Annotated in this window: 15 protein-coding genes, 1 pseudogene and 1 riboswitch; of the genes and pseudogenes, 3 read left to right on the forward strand and 13 right to left on the reverse strand. The window is 73.9% G+C overall.

What is annotated here, in order from left to right; all coding sequences use genetic code 11:
• The 3 genes from CCN72_RS09170 to cobM all read right to left on the reverse strand — a co-directional run.
• On the reverse strand, positions 1-1,096 hold a 1,096-nt coding region (locus CCN72_RS09170; protein WP_208637952.1), incomplete at its 3' end, for a bifunctional cobalt-precorrin 5A hydrolase/precorrin-3B C(17)-methyltransferase.
• Positions 1,093-2,331, reverse strand: coding sequence for a precorrin-6y C5,15-methyltransferase (decarboxylating) subunit CbiE (gene cbiE, locus CCN72_RS09175; protein ID WP_086807077.1), 1,239 nt, complete (start codon positions 2,329-2,331; stop codon positions 1,093-1,095). The genes CCN72_RS09170 and cbiE, both read right to left, overlap by 4 nt.
• Complete coding sequence (gene cobM / locus CCN72_RS09180) at positions 2,328-3,218, reverse strand: precorrin-4 C(11)-methyltransferase (protein WP_237553295.1); 891 nt, start codon at positions 3,216-3,218, stop codon at positions 2,328-2,330. The genes cbiE and cobM overlap by 4 nt, the downstream gene beginning before the upstream one ends.
• A 119-nt stretch (positions 3,219-3,337) precedes the next feature.
• Here cobM and CCN72_RS09185 point away from each other — a divergent pair, with 119 nt between their 5' ends.
• Entirely contained in the window at positions 3,338-4,069 is a 732-nt protein-coding gene (locus tag CCN72_RS09185) for a ZIP family metal transporter (RefSeq protein ID WP_086807078.1), read from the forward strand.
• A 23-nt stretch (positions 4,070-4,092) separates the two neighbouring features.
• On the opposite strand, the gene cobI is transcribed toward CCN72_RS09185, so the two are convergent.
• The 10 genes from cobI to CCN72_RS09235 all read right to left on the reverse strand — a co-directional run bounded on the left by cobI (position 4,093) and on the right by CCN72_RS09235 (position 17,721).
• A complete protein-coding gene (gene cobI, locus CCN72_RS09190; RefSeq protein WP_086807088.1) occupies positions 4,093-4,824 on the reverse strand; it encodes a precorrin-2 C(20)-methyltransferase in 732 nt (243 codons plus the stop codon).
• A complete protein-coding gene (locus CCN72_RS09195) occupies positions 4,821-6,206 on the reverse strand; it encodes a cobyrinic acid a,c-diamide synthase CobB (RefSeq protein WP_208637953.1) in 1,386 nt (461 codons plus the stop codon). The genes cobI and CCN72_RS09195 overlap by 4 nt, the downstream gene beginning before the upstream one ends.
• Positions 6,200-6,799, reverse strand: a complete 600-nt coding sequence (gene cobO / locus CCN72_RS09200) for a cob(I)yrinic acid a,c-diamide adenosyltransferase (protein WP_037656663.1) — start codon at positions 6,797-6,799, stop codon at positions 6,200-6,202. Before cobO ends, CCN72_RS09195 begins: the two co-directional genes overlap by 7 nt.
• A complete protein-coding gene (locus CCN72_RS09205; protein ID WP_086807079.1) occupies positions 6,799-8,799 on the reverse strand; it encodes a putative cobaltochelatase in 2,001 nt (666 codons plus the stop codon). The genes cobO and CCN72_RS09205 overlap by 1 nt, the downstream gene beginning before the upstream one ends.
• Positions 8,796-12,452: a cobaltochelatase subunit CobN gene (gene cobN / locus CCN72_RS09210; protein ID WP_086807080.1), complete on the reverse strand. Its 3,657-nt coding sequence runs from the start codon at positions 12,450-12,452 to the stop codon at positions 8,796-8,798. The genes CCN72_RS09205 and cobN overlap by 4 nt, the downstream gene beginning before the upstream one ends.
• A complete protein-coding gene (locus CCN72_RS09215) occupies positions 12,449-13,957 on the reverse strand; it encodes a cobyric acid synthase (protein WP_086807081.1) in 1,509 nt (502 codons plus the stop codon). Before CCN72_RS09215 ends, cobN begins: the two co-directional genes overlap by 4 nt.
• The gene (locus CCN72_RS09220; RefSeq protein WP_086807082.1) at positions 13,954-14,907 is read right to left on the reverse strand and encodes a cobalamin biosynthesis protein; all 954 of its coding nucleotides are present in this window, start codon (positions 14,905-14,907) and stop codon (positions 13,954-13,956) included. Before CCN72_RS09220 ends, CCN72_RS09215 begins: the two co-directional genes overlap by 4 nt.
• 99 nt (positions 14,908-15,006) lie before the next feature.
• A riboswitch (cobalamin riboswitch) is annotated at positions 15,007-15,149 on the reverse strand.
• Between the two features lie 134 nt (positions 15,150-15,283).
• Positions 15,284-15,511, reverse strand: a complete 228-nt coding sequence (locus tag CCN72_RS09225) for a hypothetical protein (RefSeq protein ID WP_037656658.1) — start codon at positions 15,509-15,511, stop codon at positions 15,284-15,286.
• Positions 15,512-15,542: 31 nt separating this feature from the next.
• On the reverse strand, positions 15,543-16,811 hold the full coding sequence (locus CCN72_RS09230; RefSeq protein WP_086807083.1) for an inorganic phosphate transporter: 1,269 nt from the start codon (positions 16,809-16,811) through the stop codon (positions 15,543-15,545).
• Between the two features lie 154 nt (positions 16,812-16,965).
• The gene (locus CCN72_RS09235) at positions 16,966-17,721 is read right to left on the reverse strand and encodes a lysozyme (RefSeq protein WP_086807084.1); all 756 of its coding nucleotides are present in this window, start codon (positions 17,719-17,721) and stop codon (positions 16,966-16,968) included.
• A gap of 205 nt (positions 17,722-17,926) precedes the next feature.
• Between CCN72_RS09235 and CCN72_RS09240 the strand changes: the two genes are divergently transcribed.
• Together CCN72_RS09240 and CCN72_RS09245 are read left to right on the forward strand one after the other, a co-directional pair.
• Positions 17,927-18,607, forward strand: a complete 681-nt coding sequence (locus tag CCN72_RS09240; protein ID WP_086807085.1) for a class II aldolase/adducin family protein — start codon at positions 17,927-17,929, stop codon at positions 18,605-18,607.
• Between the two features lie 165 nt (positions 18,608-18,772).
• A pseudogene (locus CCN72_RS09245) lies at positions 18,773-19,143 on the forward strand (hypothetical protein); the annotation flags it as partial.

Here is a 19,143-nt window from a genome sequence, read left to right on the forward strand (position 1 = left end):
GCACCCGGGTGCCGGGCCGCAGCAGATCGCGGATCTGGTCCACGTACTGGTCGAGCCCGACCAGCACCGAGGCCCGGCGCAGCTCGGCCGTCGCACGCGGGGTGAGCAGATCCCGGGCGCCGGGTCCGAGCCCGACCACCGCGAGCCGCCCGCGTCCGGGCCTGCGCACCACGGCACAGGTCGCCATCGCCGGAGAGGCGTCCGACTTCCGCTTGGGGACGAGGAGTTCACCGCCGCCGAGCAGCGCGGCCGCCTCGGCGACCGACGGGGTGCCGACGGCCGCGAGCGGCGCGGCGGAGGGGTTGGGCACCTCGACCGCGGCCAGCTCCTCGGCGGAGTACGTCACCACGGGCACACCCAGCCGCCCGGCGGCGCCCAGGATGCCCGGCTCCTTGGACTTGGCGTCCACGGTGGCGAGTTCGGCGACGGACCGCGGGGACAGCCCCGCCTCCCGCAGCGTCTCCTGGATCAGCCCGAGCACCTCGTCCACCGGGGCGCCCCTGGACGCGCCGACTCCGACGACGAGGGACGGCGGCCGCAACAGCACTTCCCGCGGGCCGGGTTCGACGTCCCGGTCGGTGAGCCGGATCGTGTACGACCCCCGCGGCGACACCGGCAGCGGCGGCAGCGGCCAGGGCAACTCGGCATCGAGCGCGACCGGTTCGCCGTCCAGCAGGGCCCGGGACACGGCGGCGACCGCGCCCTCGCAGGGCAGCCCGAGCGTGTCGAGACCGGCCAGTCCCACGGCGTCCGTGGCGGTGGTCACCACCGGCTCGGCACCGAGCAACTCACCCACTTCCCGCGCGAGTTCATTGGCGCCGCCGCCATGTCCGCCGACCAGCGACACCGCGAACCGGCCGCCCTCGTCCACGCAGACCACACCGGGGTCGGCCGCCTTGCCGGCGAGCAGCGGCGCGAGCAGTCGTACCGTCGCGCCCGTCGCCAGGAAGCACACCAGCTGCCCGCACTCGGCGAACGCGGACCGCACCGCCTCCCCGACCGGGCCCTCGTACACCCGGGTGCGGTCCGGCCAGGCCGCGGCCAGCCGGTCCCGTGCCGCCGCCCCCGCCGCGGTGGCGGAAATCAGGCCGATCACTGGTCAACTCCTTCGATGGGAAAGGGGGTTCTGACGCCCCAGAGCAGAAACACCGGGTTGGTGGCCGCGAGCCGGGTCACGTCACCCGGCAGCGGGGCAAGCCGCGAGGACTGGAGCAGCACGCCCTCGCAGCCGAACCCGGCGTCGGTCAGCGCCGCGCGGGCCGCGGGCACCCGGTCCAGGGCGGCCATGGCCACCACCACGGACCGGCGCGCCCGCAGCGCGCACGCCCGGATCACGGCGGGCAGCTCGCGCCCCCCGCCCCCGATGAACACGGCGTCCGGATCGTCGGCCAGCGCGGCCAGCGCCTCGGGCGCGGTGCCGTGCACGACCTCCACCTCGACGCCATGGGCGCGGGCGTTCTCCCGGATCCGGTCCACCCCGTCCGCGGCCTTCTCGACCGCGACGACGGCCGCGCCGAGCCGCGCGCACTCCACCGCGACCGACCCGGACCCGGCACCGACGTCCCACACCAGATCCCCGAGCCGCGGCCCGAGCCGGGCCAGCGCCAGCGCGCGCACCTCGAACTTGGTGATCATCGAGTCGCGATGGGCGAACTCGGCCTCCGCCAGGGCCCAGCGGGCCGGACCCGCGGGTACCCCGGCGACGGTGCGCGGCGGGCCGGGCGCCGAGGGCTCGGCCAGGCACAGCACCACACTGACCGCCGTACCCCAGTCCCGTGCCGCTGCCTGCGCGGGCGTCACCCGCTCCACCCGCTCCCGCTCCGGGTCGCCCAGCGCGGTGGCCACCACGAGGGTCCGGTCGCGGCCGGCGAGCGCGGCGCCCAGTTCGGCGGGGCCCGCGCCCGGTCCGGTGAGGACGGCGACCTTCGGATGCGCGCGGCAGACGTGCACGGCGGTGCGCAGGTCCCTGCCGTGCGCGCTGACCACGAGCGCGTCGTCCCAGGGCAGCCCCAGCCGGGCGAACGCGGTGGCCACCGAGGAGACCCCGGGCCGTACCGCGAGGTGCTCGGGGCCGAAGCGCTCGGCGAGCGCCCGCACGATCCCGAAGAAACCGGGGTCCCCGGAGGCCAGCACAAGCACCGGCAGCTCCTTGGCGACATACCCGGCGATGGCGTCCAGGGCGGGCGCCAGCGGGCCGAGTACGATCCGCTCGGCCCCGGCGGGCAGCCGTACCGCGTCCAGGTGCCGCCGCCCGCCGATGACGAGCGCGGCGCCCGCCGCGACGTCCTCGGCAAGCGGTGCCCCCGTCCCCGTGCCGACGACCGTGATCAACTGCCCGCCCCCCGCTCGCGCAGCGCCCGCCGGGCCCCCGGGTCGGCCTTGCGGAAGCCGTGGAAGTGCCCGGGGTGGTAGAGGTGCGAGCGGGTGCCCCGCGCCGCCAGCGCGGGGCCGACCAGGAACAGCGTGTGCTTCCACAGCTTGTGCTCCTTGACCGTCTCCTCCAGGGTGCCGATCGTGCACCGCACGATCAGCTCCTCCGGCCAGGTCGCCTGGTAGGCGACGATCACCGGCGTGGACGTCGGGTAGCCGCCCTCCAGCAGCTCCCGCACCAGCTGACCGCTGCGCGCCGCCGACAGGAAGAGCGCCATCGTGGTGCCGTGCCGGGCGAACTCGCGCACCTCCTCGCCGGGCGGCATCGGCGTCTTGCCGCCGCCGAGCCGGGTGAGGACGACGGACTGCGCGACCTCGGGGATCGTCAGCTCGCGCCGGGCGAGGGCGGCCACCGCGGAGAACGACGACACCCCGGGCACCACCTCGGTGTCGATGCCCAGCTCCGCGCACCGGTCCAGCTGCTCCTGGGTGCCGCCCCACAGCGCCGGATCGCCGGAGTGGATCCGCGCCACCTTCAGGCCCTCGGCGCGCGCCCGCGCGTAGACCGCGACGACCTGCTCCAGGGACATGGCCGCCGAGTCCAGCACCTCCGCGTCCGCGCGCGCGTGCTCCAGCACCTCCGCCTGCACCAGGCTCGCCGCCCAGATCACCACGTCCGCCTCGGCGATCGCCCGCGCGGCCCGGAAGGTCAGCAGATCGGCGGCGCCGGGACCCGCTCCGACGAAGGTCACTTTTCCGCCACCGTCACCCAGGGGGGTGGCGGCGGCGGTCTCGGCGGCGGTTTCGGCGGTGGCGCCGGCAGCGGCGTCCGGGACGGCGTCGGCCATCGGAAAAGTCCTCTCGTACGGAAAGCACACGGCAGTAGCGGGGTGAAATGTCAGGATGCGAGGAGATATGTGAGGCGCCCGATGTGCGCGAAGGCGCCTTCATCGGATAGCAAGTGCCTATGGCGGTCTTCGTCGCGCTCGGCGCGTTCCTGATGACGCTGGCCGGCGGCTGGACGGCTCAGCGAGTGACCGACCGTCGGCATCTCGTCCTGGGACTCGCCGGCGGTCTGATGTTGGGCGTGGTCGGCCTCGACCTGCTGCCGGAGGCGCTGCGCGCCGCCGACCGCGAGATCTTCGGCGTCCCCGCGGCCCTGCTGCTGTTCGTGGCCGGATTCCTGCTGGCCCATCTCGTGGAACGCACCCTCGCCGCGCGCCAGGCCGCCCACGGCGGGGACGAGCACGACCACCACCGGGCGCCCGAGGTGGGCCTCACCGCGGCCGGCGCCATGGTGGGCCACAGCGCCATGGACGGCGTCGCCATCGGCGCCGCCTTCCAGGTCGGCAGCGGCATGGCCACGGCCGTCGCGCTCGCCGTGATCGCCCATGACTTCGCCGACGGCTTCAACACCTTCACCATCACCAGCCTGTACGGCAACGCCCGCCGCCGCGCCATCGGAATGCTGGTCGCGGATGCCTGCGCACCCCTGGTGGGCGCGCTGTCGACCGTCTTCTTCCACATCCCCGAACCGGTGCTCGGCGGCTATCTCGGCCTCTTCGGCGGCGTCCTGCTCTACCTCGCCGCCGCCGAGATCCTGCCCGAGGCCCACCATGAGCACCCCGCCCGCTCCACCCTGCTGTGCACGGTGGCCGGGGCCGCGTTCATCTGGCTGGTGGTCGGCATCTCCGGCTGACCACGCAGGGCGCCGGGCACCGCTCACAGCTTCCCGCCCCGCCCGCCGTCCCGCCGCGGCGGCGCGATCAGCGTCGACAGATACGGCAGCGGGGAGCCGTCCAGCTCCGCCGCGGGCCGCACCGACTCCTCCGGCAGCCCCAGCGCCGAGCCCCACACTGCGTCGTCCAGCCGCCCGGCCCGCGCCAGCGCCCCGGCGACCTCGGCGGCCTGCCGCCCGAACTTGTACGCCACGACCGTCCCTGGACCGGCCAGCGCCTCCTCCAGCACCGCCGCGCCCGCCGTCACCGGCACCAACGTCAGCGGCTCGGTGCCCTCGGTCAGCACGGCACCCGAGCGCGCCGCGAGATCCTGCATCGCGGTGATCCCCGGCACGGTCTCCACGACCACCCCGGGCACCAGCTCGGCGATGGTCTGCGCGAGATACGTGAACGTCGAGTACACGTTCGGGTCGCCGATGGTGGCGAACGCGACCGAGCCGTGCCGCCCCAGCAGCCCCGCGACCCGCGCGCCCGCCGCGTCCCAGGCGGCCTCCCGGCGCGCCCGGTCGGACCGCTCGTTCAGCGCGAACACCACGCGGACGATCTTCTCCGCGGACACATAGTGCGCCACGGTCGCCTCGGCCCGTCCGCGCTCACCGCTGTCCATCACGGGGACGACGACCACGTCGGCCGCCCGCAGCGCGTTGACCCCCTTCACGGTCACCAGCTCCGGGTCCCCGGGGCCGACCCCGACACCGATCAGCCTGCTGCTCATGACGTCCGGCACCTCTCCACGAACCGACGGGCGACACCGGGCTCGGACGCCCAGTGCGTGTGCAGATAGCTCGCGTGCACGCCCCGCTGTACAAAACCCTCGACCCGCCGCTCCCGGCCCCGGATGCCCCAGGCGGGCGCGGCACCGGCCCCCGGCTCGACCACGGTGCGATGGAACTCGTGCCCCCGCATCCGCGCCCCGGCGGCGGCCAGCACACTGTCCCCGACGGCCACGGCGTCCCGGTACCCGAGCGTGAGCCGCTGCGTCATCCGCGCGGTGGCGTCCAGCACGCCGCACATGGGACTGCCGTCCAACTCCCGGCACAGGTACAGCAGTCCGGCGCACTCTGCGGCCACCGGCGCGCCGGACAGAGCCAGTTCGGCCACGGCCTTGCGCAGCGGCTCGTTCGCGGACAGCTCGGCCGCGTACACCTCGGGGAACCCGCCCCCGATGACCAACCCGGCGGTGCCCTCGGGCAGTTCCTCGTCACGAAGCGGATCGAAGGTGACGACCTCGGCTCCGGCGGCGGTGAGGAGTTCGGTGTGCTCGGCGTAGGAGAAGGTGAAGGCGGGACCGCCGGCGACGGCGATACGGGGCCTCGGTCCTTCGACGGACGCCGACGGGTCGTCGTGGGTGGGCGAGAGGTCGGGGGTCCAGGGGGCGGCGCCTCCCGGGACGGCACCCGCGGTACGGGCCAACGCCTCCAGCGCGGGCAGGTCGCACCCGCGGGACACCAGCTCCGCCATCTCCGAGACGGCGGACACCGCGAGCGCCCGCCGCTCGGCGACCGGCACCAGTCCCAGATGCCGGGACGGCGTCTCCACCGGCCGCGCCCGCCGCAGCGCGCCCAGCACCGGCACCCCCACGGACTCCAGCGCCTCCCGCAGCAGCTCCTCGTGCCGCGCGGACCCCACCTTGTTCAGGATCACGCCCCCGACCCGCACCTGCGGATCCCACGACACGAACCCGTGCACCAGCGCAGCCACCGACCGCGACTGCGCGGACGCGTCCACCACCAGCACCACCGGCGCCCCCAGCAGCTTCGCCACCTGCGCGGTGGACGCCAGCTCACCCTCCCCGGCCGCCCCGTCGTACAGCCCCATCACACCCTCGACCACGGCGATGTCACACCCCCGCGCCCCGTGCAGGAACAGCGGAGCGACCAGCTCAGGACCGCACAGATACGCGTCCAGGTTCCGCCCCGTCCGCCCGGTCGCGAGCGCGTGATACCCGGGATCGATGTAGTCCGGGCCGACCTTGTGCGGGGACACGGCGAGCCCCCGCGCGGCGAACGCGGCCATCAGCCCCGTGGCCACGGTGGTCTTGCCGCTGCCCGAGGAGGGCGCGGCCACGACCAGCCGAGGCGTCGACGGTGTCACCACTCGATACCCTTCTGGCCCTTCTGCCCCACGTCCATGGGGTGCTTGACCTTGGACATGTCGGTCACCAGATCCGCGAAGTCCACCAGCGCGGCCGGCGCGTTCCGCCCGGTGATCACCACATGCTGGGTACCGGGACGGCCCCGCAGCACCTCCACGACCTCGTCGGTGTCCACCCACCCCCAGTGCATCGGGTACGCGAACTCGTCGAGGACGTAGAACCGGTACGTCTCCGCCGCCAGATCCCGCTTGACCTGCTCCCAGCCCTCCCGCGCCTTCTCCTCGTTGTCCATCTGCGCGTCCCGCTGCACCCAGGACCAGCCCTCGCCCATCTTGTGCCAGTCCACGCGCCCGCCCTCACCGGAGGCGCCGAGCACGCGCAGCGCGTTCTCCTCGCCGACCTTCCACTTCGCGGACTTGACGAACTGGAACACCCCGATGGGCCACCCCTGGTTCCAGGCCCGCAGCGCCAGCCCGAACGCGGCGGTCGACTTCCCCTTGCCGACGCCCGTGTGCACCACCACCAGCGGCCGGTTGCGCCGCTGACGGGTCGTCAGTCCGTCGTCCGGTACGACACTCGGCTGTCCCTGCGGCATTACGCGGCCCTCCTCGACGTCCCCTGCACATCCCGCACAAGCCCGGCGATGGAGTCCGCCCGCAGCTCGTCCAACGTGACGGCCGTACCCGCGAGTTCACCCGCGAGCTGCCCGGCGAGCCCGAGCCGCACCGGCCCCGACTCGCAGTCCACCACCACCGAGGCGACCTGCTCGGCCGCGAACAGCCGCGCCGCCCGCCCCGCGAGCGCCACCGGCTCAGGGCCGCCCGTCGCCCGGCCGTCGGTCACGACGACCAGCAGCGCCCGCCGCGCCGGATCCCGCAGCCGCTCCACCCGCAGCACCTCGTGCGCCTTGAGCAGCCCGGCCGCGAGCGGGGTACGGCCACCCGTCGGCAGCGACTCCAGCCGTACGGCCGCCGCGTCCACCGAGGACGTCGGCGGCAGCGCCACGTCCGCGCCCGAGCCCCGGAAGGTCACCAGACCCACCTTGTCCCGCCGCTGATAGGCGTCCAGCAGCAGCGACAGCACGGCGCCCTTCACCGCGCCCATCCGCTGCCGGGCCGCCATCGACCCCGAGGCGTCCACCACGAACAGCACGAGATTGCCCTCGCGGCCCTCCCGGCTCGCCTGCCGCAGATCGTCCCGGCGGATCACCAGACCGGGCCCGGACCGGCCGCGCGCCCGCTGATACGGCGCCGCCGCCTGCACGGTCGCCGCCAGGTGCAGCTTGGTCAGGGCGCCCTGCGGCCGCCGCGCCCCCGTGGTCCGCCCGTGCTCGGTGCGGGCCCGCGAACGCCGCCCGGCGGCGCCCTCCCCGATCCCGGGCACGCTGAGCACCTTCGTACGGAACGGCTCGGCCGCCCGCACCGGGGCCTGCTCGCCCGCACCGGCACCGGCGGGCCCCGGCTCCCCGCCCTCACCGGCCTCCGGGCGCGCGGCGCTGTCCCCGCCGCCCTCGGGACCGGACTCGGGCGCCGGCTGCCCGCCGCCACCGGGACCGTCGGGATCGTCGTCGCCGTCCCCGTCCTGGCCGGCGGACTGCTCCAGCGTCTCGTCCAGCTTGTCCTCGTCCAGGCCCGGCGCGTCGAAGGGGTTGCGCCGCCTGCGGTGCGGCAGCGCGAGCAGCGCCGCCTGCCGTACGTCCTCGGCGAGTACGTCCGTCCGCCCGGCCCACGCCGCCAGCGCGGTCGCCGTGCGCGCCATCACGATGTCGGCGCGCATGCCGTCCACCTCGAAGGCCGCGCAGGTCGCCGCGATCTGCCGCAGCGCCGCGTCGCCCAGGCGCACCTGGGGCAGCAACTCCCGGGCCGCGACGACCCGTTGCCGTACGGCGGCCTCCTCGCCGGCCCAGCGCGCGGCGAAGGCGGCGGGGTCGTCGTCGTACGCGAGGCGCCGTCGTACGACCTCCACCCGCTGGTCCGGCTCCCGCGAGGCCGCGACCTCCACGGTCAGCCCGAACCGGTCGAGCAGCTGCGGGCGCAGCTCGCCCTCCTCCGGGTTCATGGTCCCGACGAGCAGGAACTTCGAGGCGTGCCGCACGGAGACGCCCTCGCGCTCCACGTACGAGGCGCCCATCGCCGCCGCGTCCAGCAGCAGGTCGACCAGGTGGTCGTGGAGCAGATTGACCTCGTCCACGTACAGGATCCCGCGGTGCGCGTCGGCCAGCAGGCCCGGCTCGAACGCCTTCACGCCCTCCGCGAGCGCCCGCTCGATGTCCAGCGCGCCGACCAGCCGGTCCTCCGAGGCGCCGACGGGCAACTCGACCATCCGCGCGGCCCGTTCACCGCCCGGACCCGCCTCGTGCGGCCCGTCCGGGCACCCCGGGTCCGGCGCCCCCGGATCACAGGAGAACCGGCACCCGGGCACCACGGCCACCGCGGGCAGCAGCGCCGACAGGGCCCGCACGGCGGTGCTCTTCGCGGTGCCCTTCTCGCCGCGCACCAGCACACCGCCGACGGCCGGGGACACGGCGTTCAGCAGCAGCGCGAGCCGCAGATCGTCCTGGCCGACAACGGCCGTGAAAGGAAAGGGGGTGGTCACTGGTCGTCGCCCTCCAAGTCGCCCTCAAGTTCCAGATAGGTGGCGCGCAGCCGCTCCAGCGTCTCCGCGTCCGGCTCCGCCCACAGGCCCCGGTCCGCCGCCTCAAGCAGCCGCTCCGTGACGCCGCGCAGCGCCCACGGGTTGGACTTCTTCATGAAGTCCCGGTTCTCCGGGTCGAAGACGTACTCGGCCGACAGCTTCTCGTACATCCAGTCGTCGACCACGCCCGCCGTGGCGTCGTACCCGAACAGGTAGTCCACGGTCGCCGCCATCTCGAAGGCGCCCTTGTACCCGTGCCGGCGCATCGCCGCCATCCATCGCGGGTTGACCACCCGCGCCCGGAACACCCGGTGCGTCTCCTCGCCCAGCGTGCGCGTCCTCACCTGGTCCGGCACGGCCGAATCGCCCACGTACGCCTCGGGGTTGGCCCCCGTCAGGTGCCGCACCATGGCGACCATGCCGCCGTGGTACTGGAAGTAGTCGTCGGCGTCGACGAGGTCGTGCTCGCGGGTGTCGACGTTCTTCGCCGCCACCGCGATCCGCCGGAACGCCGTCTCCATGTCCCCGCGCGCCGCCCGCCCGTCCAGGCCCCGGCCGTACGCGTAACCGCCCCACACCGCGTACACCTCGGCGAGGTCCGCGTCGGAGCGCCAGTTGCGCGCGTCGATCAGCGGCAGCAGCCCCGCGCCGTACGCACCCGGCTTGGAGCCGAAGATACGGGCCGTGGCGCGGCGCCGGTCGCCGTGCTCGGCGGTGTCCTCCTCCACGTGCGCCCGCACATAGTTGGACTCGGCCGGCTCCGCCAGCGCCGCCACCGCGCGCACCGCGTCGTCGATCAGCCCGACCACATGCGGGAACGCGTCCCGGAAGAAGCCGGAGATGCGGACCGTGACATCGATGCGGGGGCGCCCCAGTTCGGCCAGGGGGATCACCTCGAAGCCGGTCACCCGGCGCGAGGCGTCGTCCCAGACCGGGCGGCAGCCCAGCAGCGCCAGGATCTCGGCGATGTCGTCGCCCTGGGTGCGCATCGCGGACGTGCCCCAGACCGTCAGGCCGACGGACTTCGGGTACGCGCCGGTGTCGGCCAGATACCGCTGCACCAGCGAGTCCGCGAGCGACTGTCCGACCTCCCAACTCAGCCGGGACGGAATGGCCTTGGGGTCGACGGAGTAGAAGTTGCGGCCGGTCGGCAGGACGTTCACCAGGCCGCGGGTCGGTGAGCCGGAGGGCCCCGCCGGGACGTAACCGCCGTCCAGCGCCCGCAGGATGTGCCCGATCTCGTCCGTGGTGCGTGCGAGCCGCGGTACGACCTCGTCGCAGGCGAACTCCGACACCGCGATGGCGTCCGGGAGTTCGACGCCGCCGAGCACCTCGCGCACGACCTCCCGTACGGCCTCGCGCGCCCAGTCCCGCGCCTCCATGCCCTCCGCGATCCGCCGGCACAGCTGCTCCAGCAGATCGATCGTGTCGGCGGCCGTCCGTGCCGGTCCCGCCACCAGGTCCGTGAGCTCCACGGGCACCTTCACCGGCGCGCCCGGCTCGGCCAGCAACTCCTTCTCCACCAGCCCGAAATGCTCGGCGAGGGCGGCCCGCAGGCCCGGCAGCGCGTTCGCCTGCCCGCCCCACACCTGGGAGGCGCGCAGCACGGCGAGGACGAGGTTGACGCGGGGCTCGCCGACCGGACCGCCGCCCAGGATGTGCAGACCGTCGCGGATCTGCACGTCCTTGATCTCGCACAGATAGCCGTCGATGTGCATCACGAACTCGTCAAAGGCGGCGTCGTCCGGCTGCTCGTCCACATGCAGGTCGTGGTGCAGCTCGGCGGCCTTGACCAGGGTCCAGATCTGGGCGCGGACGGCCGGCGCCTTCGTCGGGTCGAGGTCGGAGACGAGCGCGTACTCGTCCAGCAGCTGTTCCAGCTTGGCGAGGTCGCCATAGGTGTCGGCGCGGGCCATCGGCGGCACCAGGTGGTCCACGACCGTGGCGTGCCCGCGCCGCTTGGCCTGGGTGCCCTCGCCGGGGTCGTTGACGATGAACGGGTAGATCAGCGGGAGTTCGCCGAGCACCGCGTCCGGCGCGCAGCCGCGGGAGAGGCCGAGGCCCTTGCCCGGCAGCCACTCCATGGTGCCGTGCTTGCCCATGTGCACGACGGCGTCCGCGCCGAAGCTGTGGTCCAGCCAGCGGTAGGCCGCCATGTAGTGGTGGGAGGGCGGCATGTCGGGGTCGTGGTAGATCGCGATCGGGTTCTCGCCGAAGCCGCGCGGCGGCTGGATCATCACCACCACGTTGCCGAACTGGAGGGAGGCGAGCACGATGTCGTCGCCGTCCACGTAGAGGTTGCCCGGCGGCTCGCCCCACGCCTCGGTCATCGCGTCGCGCAGCTCCGGGTCCAGTTTCTCGAACCACGCCCGGTAGTCGGCCAGCGGCACCCGTGCGGGCGCGGCGGCCAGCTGCTCCTCGGTCAGCCACTCCACGTCGTGGCCGCCGGCCTCGATCAGCCGGTGGATCAACTCGTCGCCCTCGGCGGGGTATTCGCTGAGGGAGTACCCGGCGTCCCGGAGCGCGTCCAGGACCCGGACGGCGGAGGCGGGCGTGTCCAGGCCGACCGCGTTGCCGACCCGGGAGTGCTTGGTCGGGTAGGCGGTGAAGACCAGCGCGACACGCTTCTCGGCGTTCGGCTTGTATCCGAGCCGGGCGTGCCGCACCGCGATCCCGGCCACCCGGGCGGCCCGCTCGGGGTCGGCGACGTACACCGGGACCTCGTCGGGGCCCTGCTCCTTGAAGGAGAACGGCACGGTGATCAGCCGGCCGTCGAACTCCGGGATGGCGACCTGCATCGCCGCGTCCATGGGGGAGAGCGCGGCGTCCGACTCGTCCCAGGCGGTGTGCGAGGAGGTGAGGCAAAGACCTTGCAGCACCGGGATGTCGAGGTCGGCCAGCGCGCCGATGTCCCAGGCCTCCTCGTCGCCGCCCGCCGACGCCTCCGAGGCATGCGTGCCGCCCGCCGCGAGCACGGTGGCCACCAGTGCGTCGGCCCGGCCCAGCAGCTCGTACAGCCCGGCGTCCGCGCCGCGCAGCGAACCGCAGTACACCGGAAGGGCGTTGGCGCCCTGCGCCTCGATCGCCGTGCACAGGGTGTCCACGAAGGCGGTGTTGCCGCTGAGTTCATGGGCCCGGTAGAAGAGCACGCCCACGGTCGGGCGGCCGTCCTGTACCTCGTACCCGCCGTGCACCCCGAACTCCGGCATCCGGCGCGGCTCCTCGAAGCCCTCGCCGGTCAGCAGCACGGTGTCGGACAGGAACCGGGACAGCTCGCGCAGATTGTCCGGGCCGCCCTCGACCAGATAGCGCAGCGCCTCGGCCACCACTCCGGCGGGCACGGTCGAGTCGGCCATCAGCTCCGCGTCCGGCACCGCCTCGCCGCCCAGCAGCACCGCGGGCACCCCGGACGCCTTCAGCGCGGCCAGCCCGTCCTCCCAGGCGCGCTTGCCGCCGAGCAGCCGTACGACGGCGAGGTCCGCGCCCGCCAGCAGCCGCGGCAGCTCCTCGGCGACGTCGACCCGGGTGGGGTTGCCGATCAGATAACCGGCGCCACAGGCCCGTGCCGCCAGCAGATCGGTGTCGGCGGTGGACAACAACAACACTGTGCTCATGCGGGCGCTCCCGGTGGGATGAAGGGCAGTCCTTGCGGCGCGCCGGACTCGATGAGCCGCCACAGCGCGTCCGTGTCCGCGTGCTGTTCGATCAGATCGCCGAGCCGGTCGAGCTGCTCCTCGCGCAGCGCGGCGAAGGAGGTGTCCGGCGCGGGCACGAAGCGGCGGCCCGCGGCGGCGGCCACCTCGCGCAGAAAGGCCCGCCGGAAGCCGTCCGACTCCAGTGAGCCGTGCCAGTGGGTGCCCCAGGTCTGGCCGACCCGGCAGCCGTCAAGGAAGGCTTCGCCGCCGGTGACTTCGGCGACGCCGTGGTGGATCTCGTACCCCTCGACCGGCTCGCCGAGGGCCCGGCCGGTGGGGCGGGTGAGGGTCTTCTCGCGGGCGAACCGCACCCGTACGGGCAGCAGTCCGAGTCCGGGGACAGCGCCGGCCCGTGACTCCACGTCGTCCTCGATGTGCTCGCCGAGGATCTGGAAGCCGCCGCAGACGCCGAGCACGGGCCGGTGTTCGGCGGCCCGTCGGGCGAGCGCGTCGGCGAGGCCGCGTTCGCGCAGCCACCTCAGCGCCCGGACGGTGCCCCGGGTGCCGGGGACGACGACCAGGTCGGCGTCGGCCAGCTCCTCCGGGCGGTCCACGAACCGCACCACGACGCCGGGTTCGGCGGCGAGCGCGTCCACGTCGGTGAAGTTGGACATCAGCGGGATCGCGCACACGGCGACGCGCAGCACGTCCGCGCCGCGCGGGGGAGCGACGGCCGACTCCCGCACCGCGCCCCGCAGGGAGACACGCAGGCCGTCCTCCTCGTCGATCCCGAGGCCGTGCCGGAACGGCAGCACGCCGTACGCCGGCCGCCCGGTGAGGCCCTTGAGCATGTCCAAGCCCGGTTCCAGCAGCGAGACATCGCCGCGGAACTTGTTCACCAGGAACCCGGCGACCAGCTCCTGGTCCTCGGGCGAGAGCAGAGCGAGGGTGCCGAAGAAGGAGGCGAAGACGCCGCCGCGGTCGATGTCGCCGACGACGAGCACGGGCAGCCGGGCGCCGCGGGCGATCCCCATGTTGACGATGTCGGTGCGGCGCAGATTGATCTCGGCCGGGCTGCCCGCGCCCTCGCAGATCACCGCGTCGTACTGGCCGCGCAGCTCGGTCAGGCAGTCCAGGACCGTGCCGAGCAGCCGCTGTTGGCGCCCGCCGTGGTAGCCGCGCGCGCTCATCTCGCCCACCGGCTTGCCCAGCAGCACCACCTGGCTGCTCTGCTCGCCGCCCGGCTTGAGCAGCACGGGGTTCATCAGCGCGGTCGGCTCGATCCGGCACGCCTGGGCCTGCATGGCCTGGGCCCGCCCGATCTCGGCGCCCTCCCGGGTGACGAAGGAGTTGAGGGACATGTTCTGCGCCTTGAACGGCGCGACCTTCACGCCCTGGCGCACCAGCCACCGGCAGATCCCGGCCGTCACGACGCTCTTGCCGGCGTCGGAGGTGGTGCCGGCGACGAGGAGACCACCGTTCATTTCCCGCGTCCCTTCAGTCCGTTGACGAGGAGGCGCGCGGCGACCGTGGTGCCGAGCGCGAGCAGGCCGACGCGCCGTGAGAGCCGTACGGCCCGTCCGATGTCGGGGACCTGTACGGCCCGTCCGGTGGCGCCGTTCAGCACGGGGCGGTGCTCGACGCGGCCGCCGTAGGAGAGGGTGCCGCCCAGGCGTACGCCGAGGGCGCCCGCGAAGGAGGCCTCCACGGGGCCGGCGTTGGGGCTCGGATGGCGGCGGGCGTCGGCGCGCCACGCCCGTACGGCGCCGCGCGGATCGGGTCCGGCCGCGGCGGCGAGGACGGCGGTCAGCCGGGCACCCGGCCAGCCGGCCACGTCGTCCAGGCGCGCGGACGCCCAGCCAAAGCGGCGGTGCCTGGGGGACTTGTGACCCACCATGGCGTCCAGGGTGTTGACGGCCCGGAAGCCCAGCAGTCCCGGCACTCCGGCGGCCGCGCCCCACACCAGGGCGCCCACGACCGCGTCGGAGGTGTTCTCGGCGACCGACTCGACCACGGCCCGCGCGATCCCGTCGGCGTCCAGTGCCTGCGGGTCCCGGCCGCACAGATGCGGCAGCCGGGCGCGGGCCGCCTCGATGTCCCCGGCCGTCAGGGCGGTCCCAATGGCCTGCGCCTCGCGGGCGAGGGAGGTGCCGCCGACGACGGCCCAGGCGGCCGCGGCGGTCAGGGCGACGGAGGCGGCGGGGCAGGGGCGTACGACACGGGCGGCCAGCGCGCCGAGCGCGACGGCGCCACCGGCGCACACGGTGGTGTGCAGGGCGCCCCAGCCGCGGTGGTCGTGCCACAACGCGCCCTCAACAGCGGCGGCCGCGCGCCCGAACGCGGCGACCGGATGCCTGCGGCGGGGATCGCCGAGGAGGAGGTCGCCGAGAAGTCCGGCGGCGGCGCCGTACGCGTAACTGCGATCGGCGGCCATCGGCTCAGTCGGCCGTGGTCACCGCGACAGTGGTCCTGGTACTGGTCCTTCGGCAGCCGAGCATGGCGATGTGTCCTCACTCAGGGTGTCCGCGCCCTGGTTCGACGTGATCCGGCGGCGAGAGTTCCTGGCTACCCGGGGGTTCTTCCCCGGTGACAGTGGCGGGACCGCGCCGGATTCGCACCGGCTTCCTCTTCTGCTGCCGTAGATGGCGTGGGCAGTCCACCACGCCCCCGGAACGGCCGTCAACTTGCCGTTGACCTGCGGGAGTGTGCAGATTCCCACACCACGAGGGGTGGCCGGGCACACGAGAGGCTCCCCTGCCGCGGGTGGCGCAGGGGAGCCTTCGGGAACTGCCGGGACCTGGGCCCCGGGCTCAGGACTTGGAGACGATCAGGAGGATGCCGTACGCCACCGCCGCCGCGCAGGCCGCGAAGCAGACGTAGGCGCCGGTGACGGCGAGCGTGGCGGTGCCGCCCTCGGCCGCGGCCTTCTCGCGCCGGGCGAGGCCGTTGATGCCGAGGGTGAACAGGACCACCAGGCCCACGGTGAACGCGAGGCTGACGCCGAAGACGGAGCCGATGGACGCCCAGTCGATCTTCATGGGGATGCTTCCTTGGTGAACGGGCTCGGGGTCAGACGGTGGCGGCCGGCGGGGCCGTGGTGGCGGGGGCCGGCGTCTCGGCGGCCGGAACCTGCGCGGGGGCCGGGATGGTGGCTGTCAGGTCCTCGGTGATCGCGCCCGCGGGCGGGGGGCTCACCGCGGCGATGGCGGTGGTCACCACGCCGGAGGGCTCCGTGGCCGGGTCGGCGACCACATTGGTGTGGTCGATGACCTCGCGCCGGGACAGCTTGTAGATCCAGGCGCTCGCGGCGATCAGGAAGACGGCGACCGCGGCGGTGCCCCAGTCACCGAGTTCGGTGACGGCCTCGGCGCCCGCGCCGACCAGCGCGGCGGCCGGCAGGGTGAGCACCCAGGCGACGGTCATCCGGGTCGCGGTGGACCAGCGGACCACGCCGCCCTTGCGGCCGAGGCCCGAACCCATCACCGCGCCGGAGACGACGTGCGTGGTGGAGAGGGAGAAGCCGAGGTGGGAGGAGGCCAGGATGGCGGTCGCGGCGCTGGTCTGCGCGGCGAAGCCCTGACGGGGCTCCAGATCGGTCAGGCCGGTGCCCATGGTGCGGATGATGCGCCAGCCGCCGATGTAGGTGCCGAGCGCGATGGCCAGGCCCGCGGAGAGGATCACCCAGGTGGGAGGGTTGGAGCCGGGGGCGATGGCGCCGCCCGCGATCAGCGCGAGGGTGATGACGCCCATCGTCTTCTGCGCGTCGTTGGTGCCGTGCGCGAGGGAGACCAGCGCGGCGGAGGCGACCTGGCCGACGCGGAAGCCCTTGCGGGTGGCCTCGCCCTCGGTCTTGGTGCCGGCCTGGTAGGAGAGCCGGGTGGCCACCAGGGCGGCGACACCCGCCACGACCGGCGCGGCGACCGCGGGCAGCAGCACCTTGGTGACCAGGACACCGCCGTGCACGGCGCCGAAGCCGGCGGAGGCGACGGCGGCGCCGATCAGACCGCCCATCAGGGCGTGCGAGGAACTGGAGGGCAGGCCCACCAGCCAGGTCAGCAGGTTCCAGAGGATCGCGCCGACCAGGGCGGCGAAGATGACCTCGGGGCGGATGCCGCTCTCGTCGACGAGTCCCTTGGAGATCGTGTTGGCGACCTCCACGGAGAGGAAGGCGCCCACCAGGTTGAGGGTGGCGGACATGGCTACCGCGAGCTTCGGCTTCATCGCGCCGGTGGAGATGGTGGTGGCCATCGCGTTCGCGGTGTCGTGGAAACCGTTCGTGAAATCAAACGCGAGTGCGGTAACCACCACAATCGCGAGGATCAGCGAGAAGCTTTCCATTTACCCAGACAATCATTCGAGGTCGTTGTCCGGATGAACGTAGGCAACCTGGGTGAACGGAAGATGAACTGAGGCGGGCACAGGGGTGTCTGCATCGGGGGTGTGAGCCTCCGCTTCCGCTTCCCGAACCGGACGTGCCCATACGCCCCTTGGGTCACCAGCCCGCGGCGAAGGTCCGCAGCCTGCTGGAGGTGCCGTTGAAGAGATTCTGGTCACCCGGCAGCCGGCCCGCGGTGGCGTACTGCCAGAAGGTCCAGTACTGCCAGCCGCCGGGCAGCCTGCCCGGCTCCGAGGTGCCGTGGCGGGCGACCCACAGGGGGTGGCGGGAGGCGAAGGCATGGCTGTCGCCGGTGCACTGCTTCCACCACTGGGCCGTGGTGTAGATCACGGGACGGCGGCCGGTCTCGCGCGCCATCTCGTCGCTGAACGACCAGATCCACGACGTCATGCGCTTCCAGCCCAGCCGGTAGCAGGGGTGCTTCGCGCTGTACGGGTTGTACTCGATGTCCAGCGCGGGCGGCAGCGTCCAGCCGTCGGCCCGCCAGCCCCCGCCGTGCGCCACGAAGTAGCGGGCCTGCGCGGCGCCGGAGGACTCGTCCGGCAGCGCGAAGTGGTAGGCGCCGCGGATCAGTCCCGCGTCGCGGGCGCCGTCGTACTGCCGGCGGAAGTAGGGGTTGCGGTAGCTCGTGGACTCGGTCGCCTTGACGTAGGTGAAGTGCGCCCCGCGGGCCTGCGCGGCCGGCCAGTCCACCTTCTTCTGGTGGGACGACACGTCGTGCCCCTTGGGCCGGCTCGCGATCCGGTCCGGGGGGCCGGCCGCGGCGGTGGCGGCGCAGGTGAGGGCGAGGGCCGCCGTGGTCGCCGCGAGGGCACCGGCGCGGCGGCGGAGGTGGGTGCGGTCACGGGCCATGGGCCGGCTCCCCGGGGGTGACGGACGACCAGGTCGCCCGGAGGGCAAGGAGGGCAAGGAGGGCTCATTCAAGGGCGGGCGATCATCGAATCGGTGGAGATTTTTAGCGTTTGGCCCGATATGCACCCTTTTGGTGGTGCGGGAGTTCGGACAGAAGTGCGGCGACCGGCCGCCGGGTGTACAAGCGGCTGGCAGGATCGCGGGCATGACCTCCAAGCTGCGGGAGACGGGCGGAGAAGTGCGCGAGGAAGTGGCTCGGTCCTGGGCGGCGGTGGTGGCGACGGCGCGGCGGAGCGTCGCCGACGGACTGGTCGTCGGCACCTCCGGCAATGTCTCCGCGCGCGTCGGGGACGTGGTGCTGGTCACCCCGTCGGGTGTGCCCTACGACCGGCTCACCCCGGACGACATCACCGGCGTGGACCTCACCGGCCGTCAGGTGCTCGGGACGCTGGTGCCGACCAGTGAGCTGCCCATGCATCTCGCCGTCTACCGCACCACCGACGCCCGGGCGATCGTCCACACCCACGCCGTGCACGCCACCGCGGTCTCCACGCTGGTGACCGAGCTGCCACTGGTCCACTACATGGCCGCCGCCCTCGGCGGACCGGTGCGCGTCGCGCCGTACGCCGCCTACGGCACCGACGAACTGGCCGAGCACATGCTCCGGGCCCTCGCCGACCGCTCCGGGTGCCTGCTGCGGAACCACGGCACCCTCACGTACGGCGCCACCCTCGACCAGGCGTACGACCGCACGGCCCAGCTGGAGTGGATGTGCCGCCTCTGGCTGACCGCCTCCTCGGTCCCGGGCCTGACCCCGTCTCTGCTGACGGAGGCACAACTCGCCGAAGTCGGGGAACGCCTGAAGGGATACGGCCAACGGAGGTGACCCGTGTCCCGCAGCTTCCCGATCGACTCCTCGATCAGCTCCCCGATCAGCTCCTCGATCCGCGACCTGACGTCGGCTCTGCGCCTTTCATACCGATATCTCCCTCCTTCACTCCACCCCGCCTCTCCGCTGGCCGGGCGCCGCACCCCCCATGACACTGGTGCCGTGCGCCCCCTCAAAGCGACCGCCGCCGCGGTCACCGCCGTCGTGGCCGCCGGTCTGGCCTCCGTGGCCGCCGGGCGGCTCGCCAGTGATGTCGCGCTGAAGGCGACCGGCGGCCGGCCGCTGCCCACCGAGCCCCGGCTCACCGTGCACGGCACCGCGGCCGGCCAGATCACGCTCACCCGGGACCTGGCCTCGCTGCGCCCCGGCACCTACGGCCTCGCGGGCGACGGCTCGCACGCGGTCGTGGGACCCGTCCTGGAGAGCGCGCCGCACACCGCCGACACCGTCGTACGCCGCCTGGACGGCGTGACGCACGGCACCCTCGCGCCCGGCGACTCCGTCTGGCTCACCCCCAATGTGCACGTCGGCGT

The organism is Streptomyces murinus, from assembly GCF_002154555.1.
Taxonomy (GTDB): Bacteria; Actinomycetota; Actinomycetes; order Streptomycetales; family Streptomycetaceae; genus Streptomyces; species Streptomyces murinus.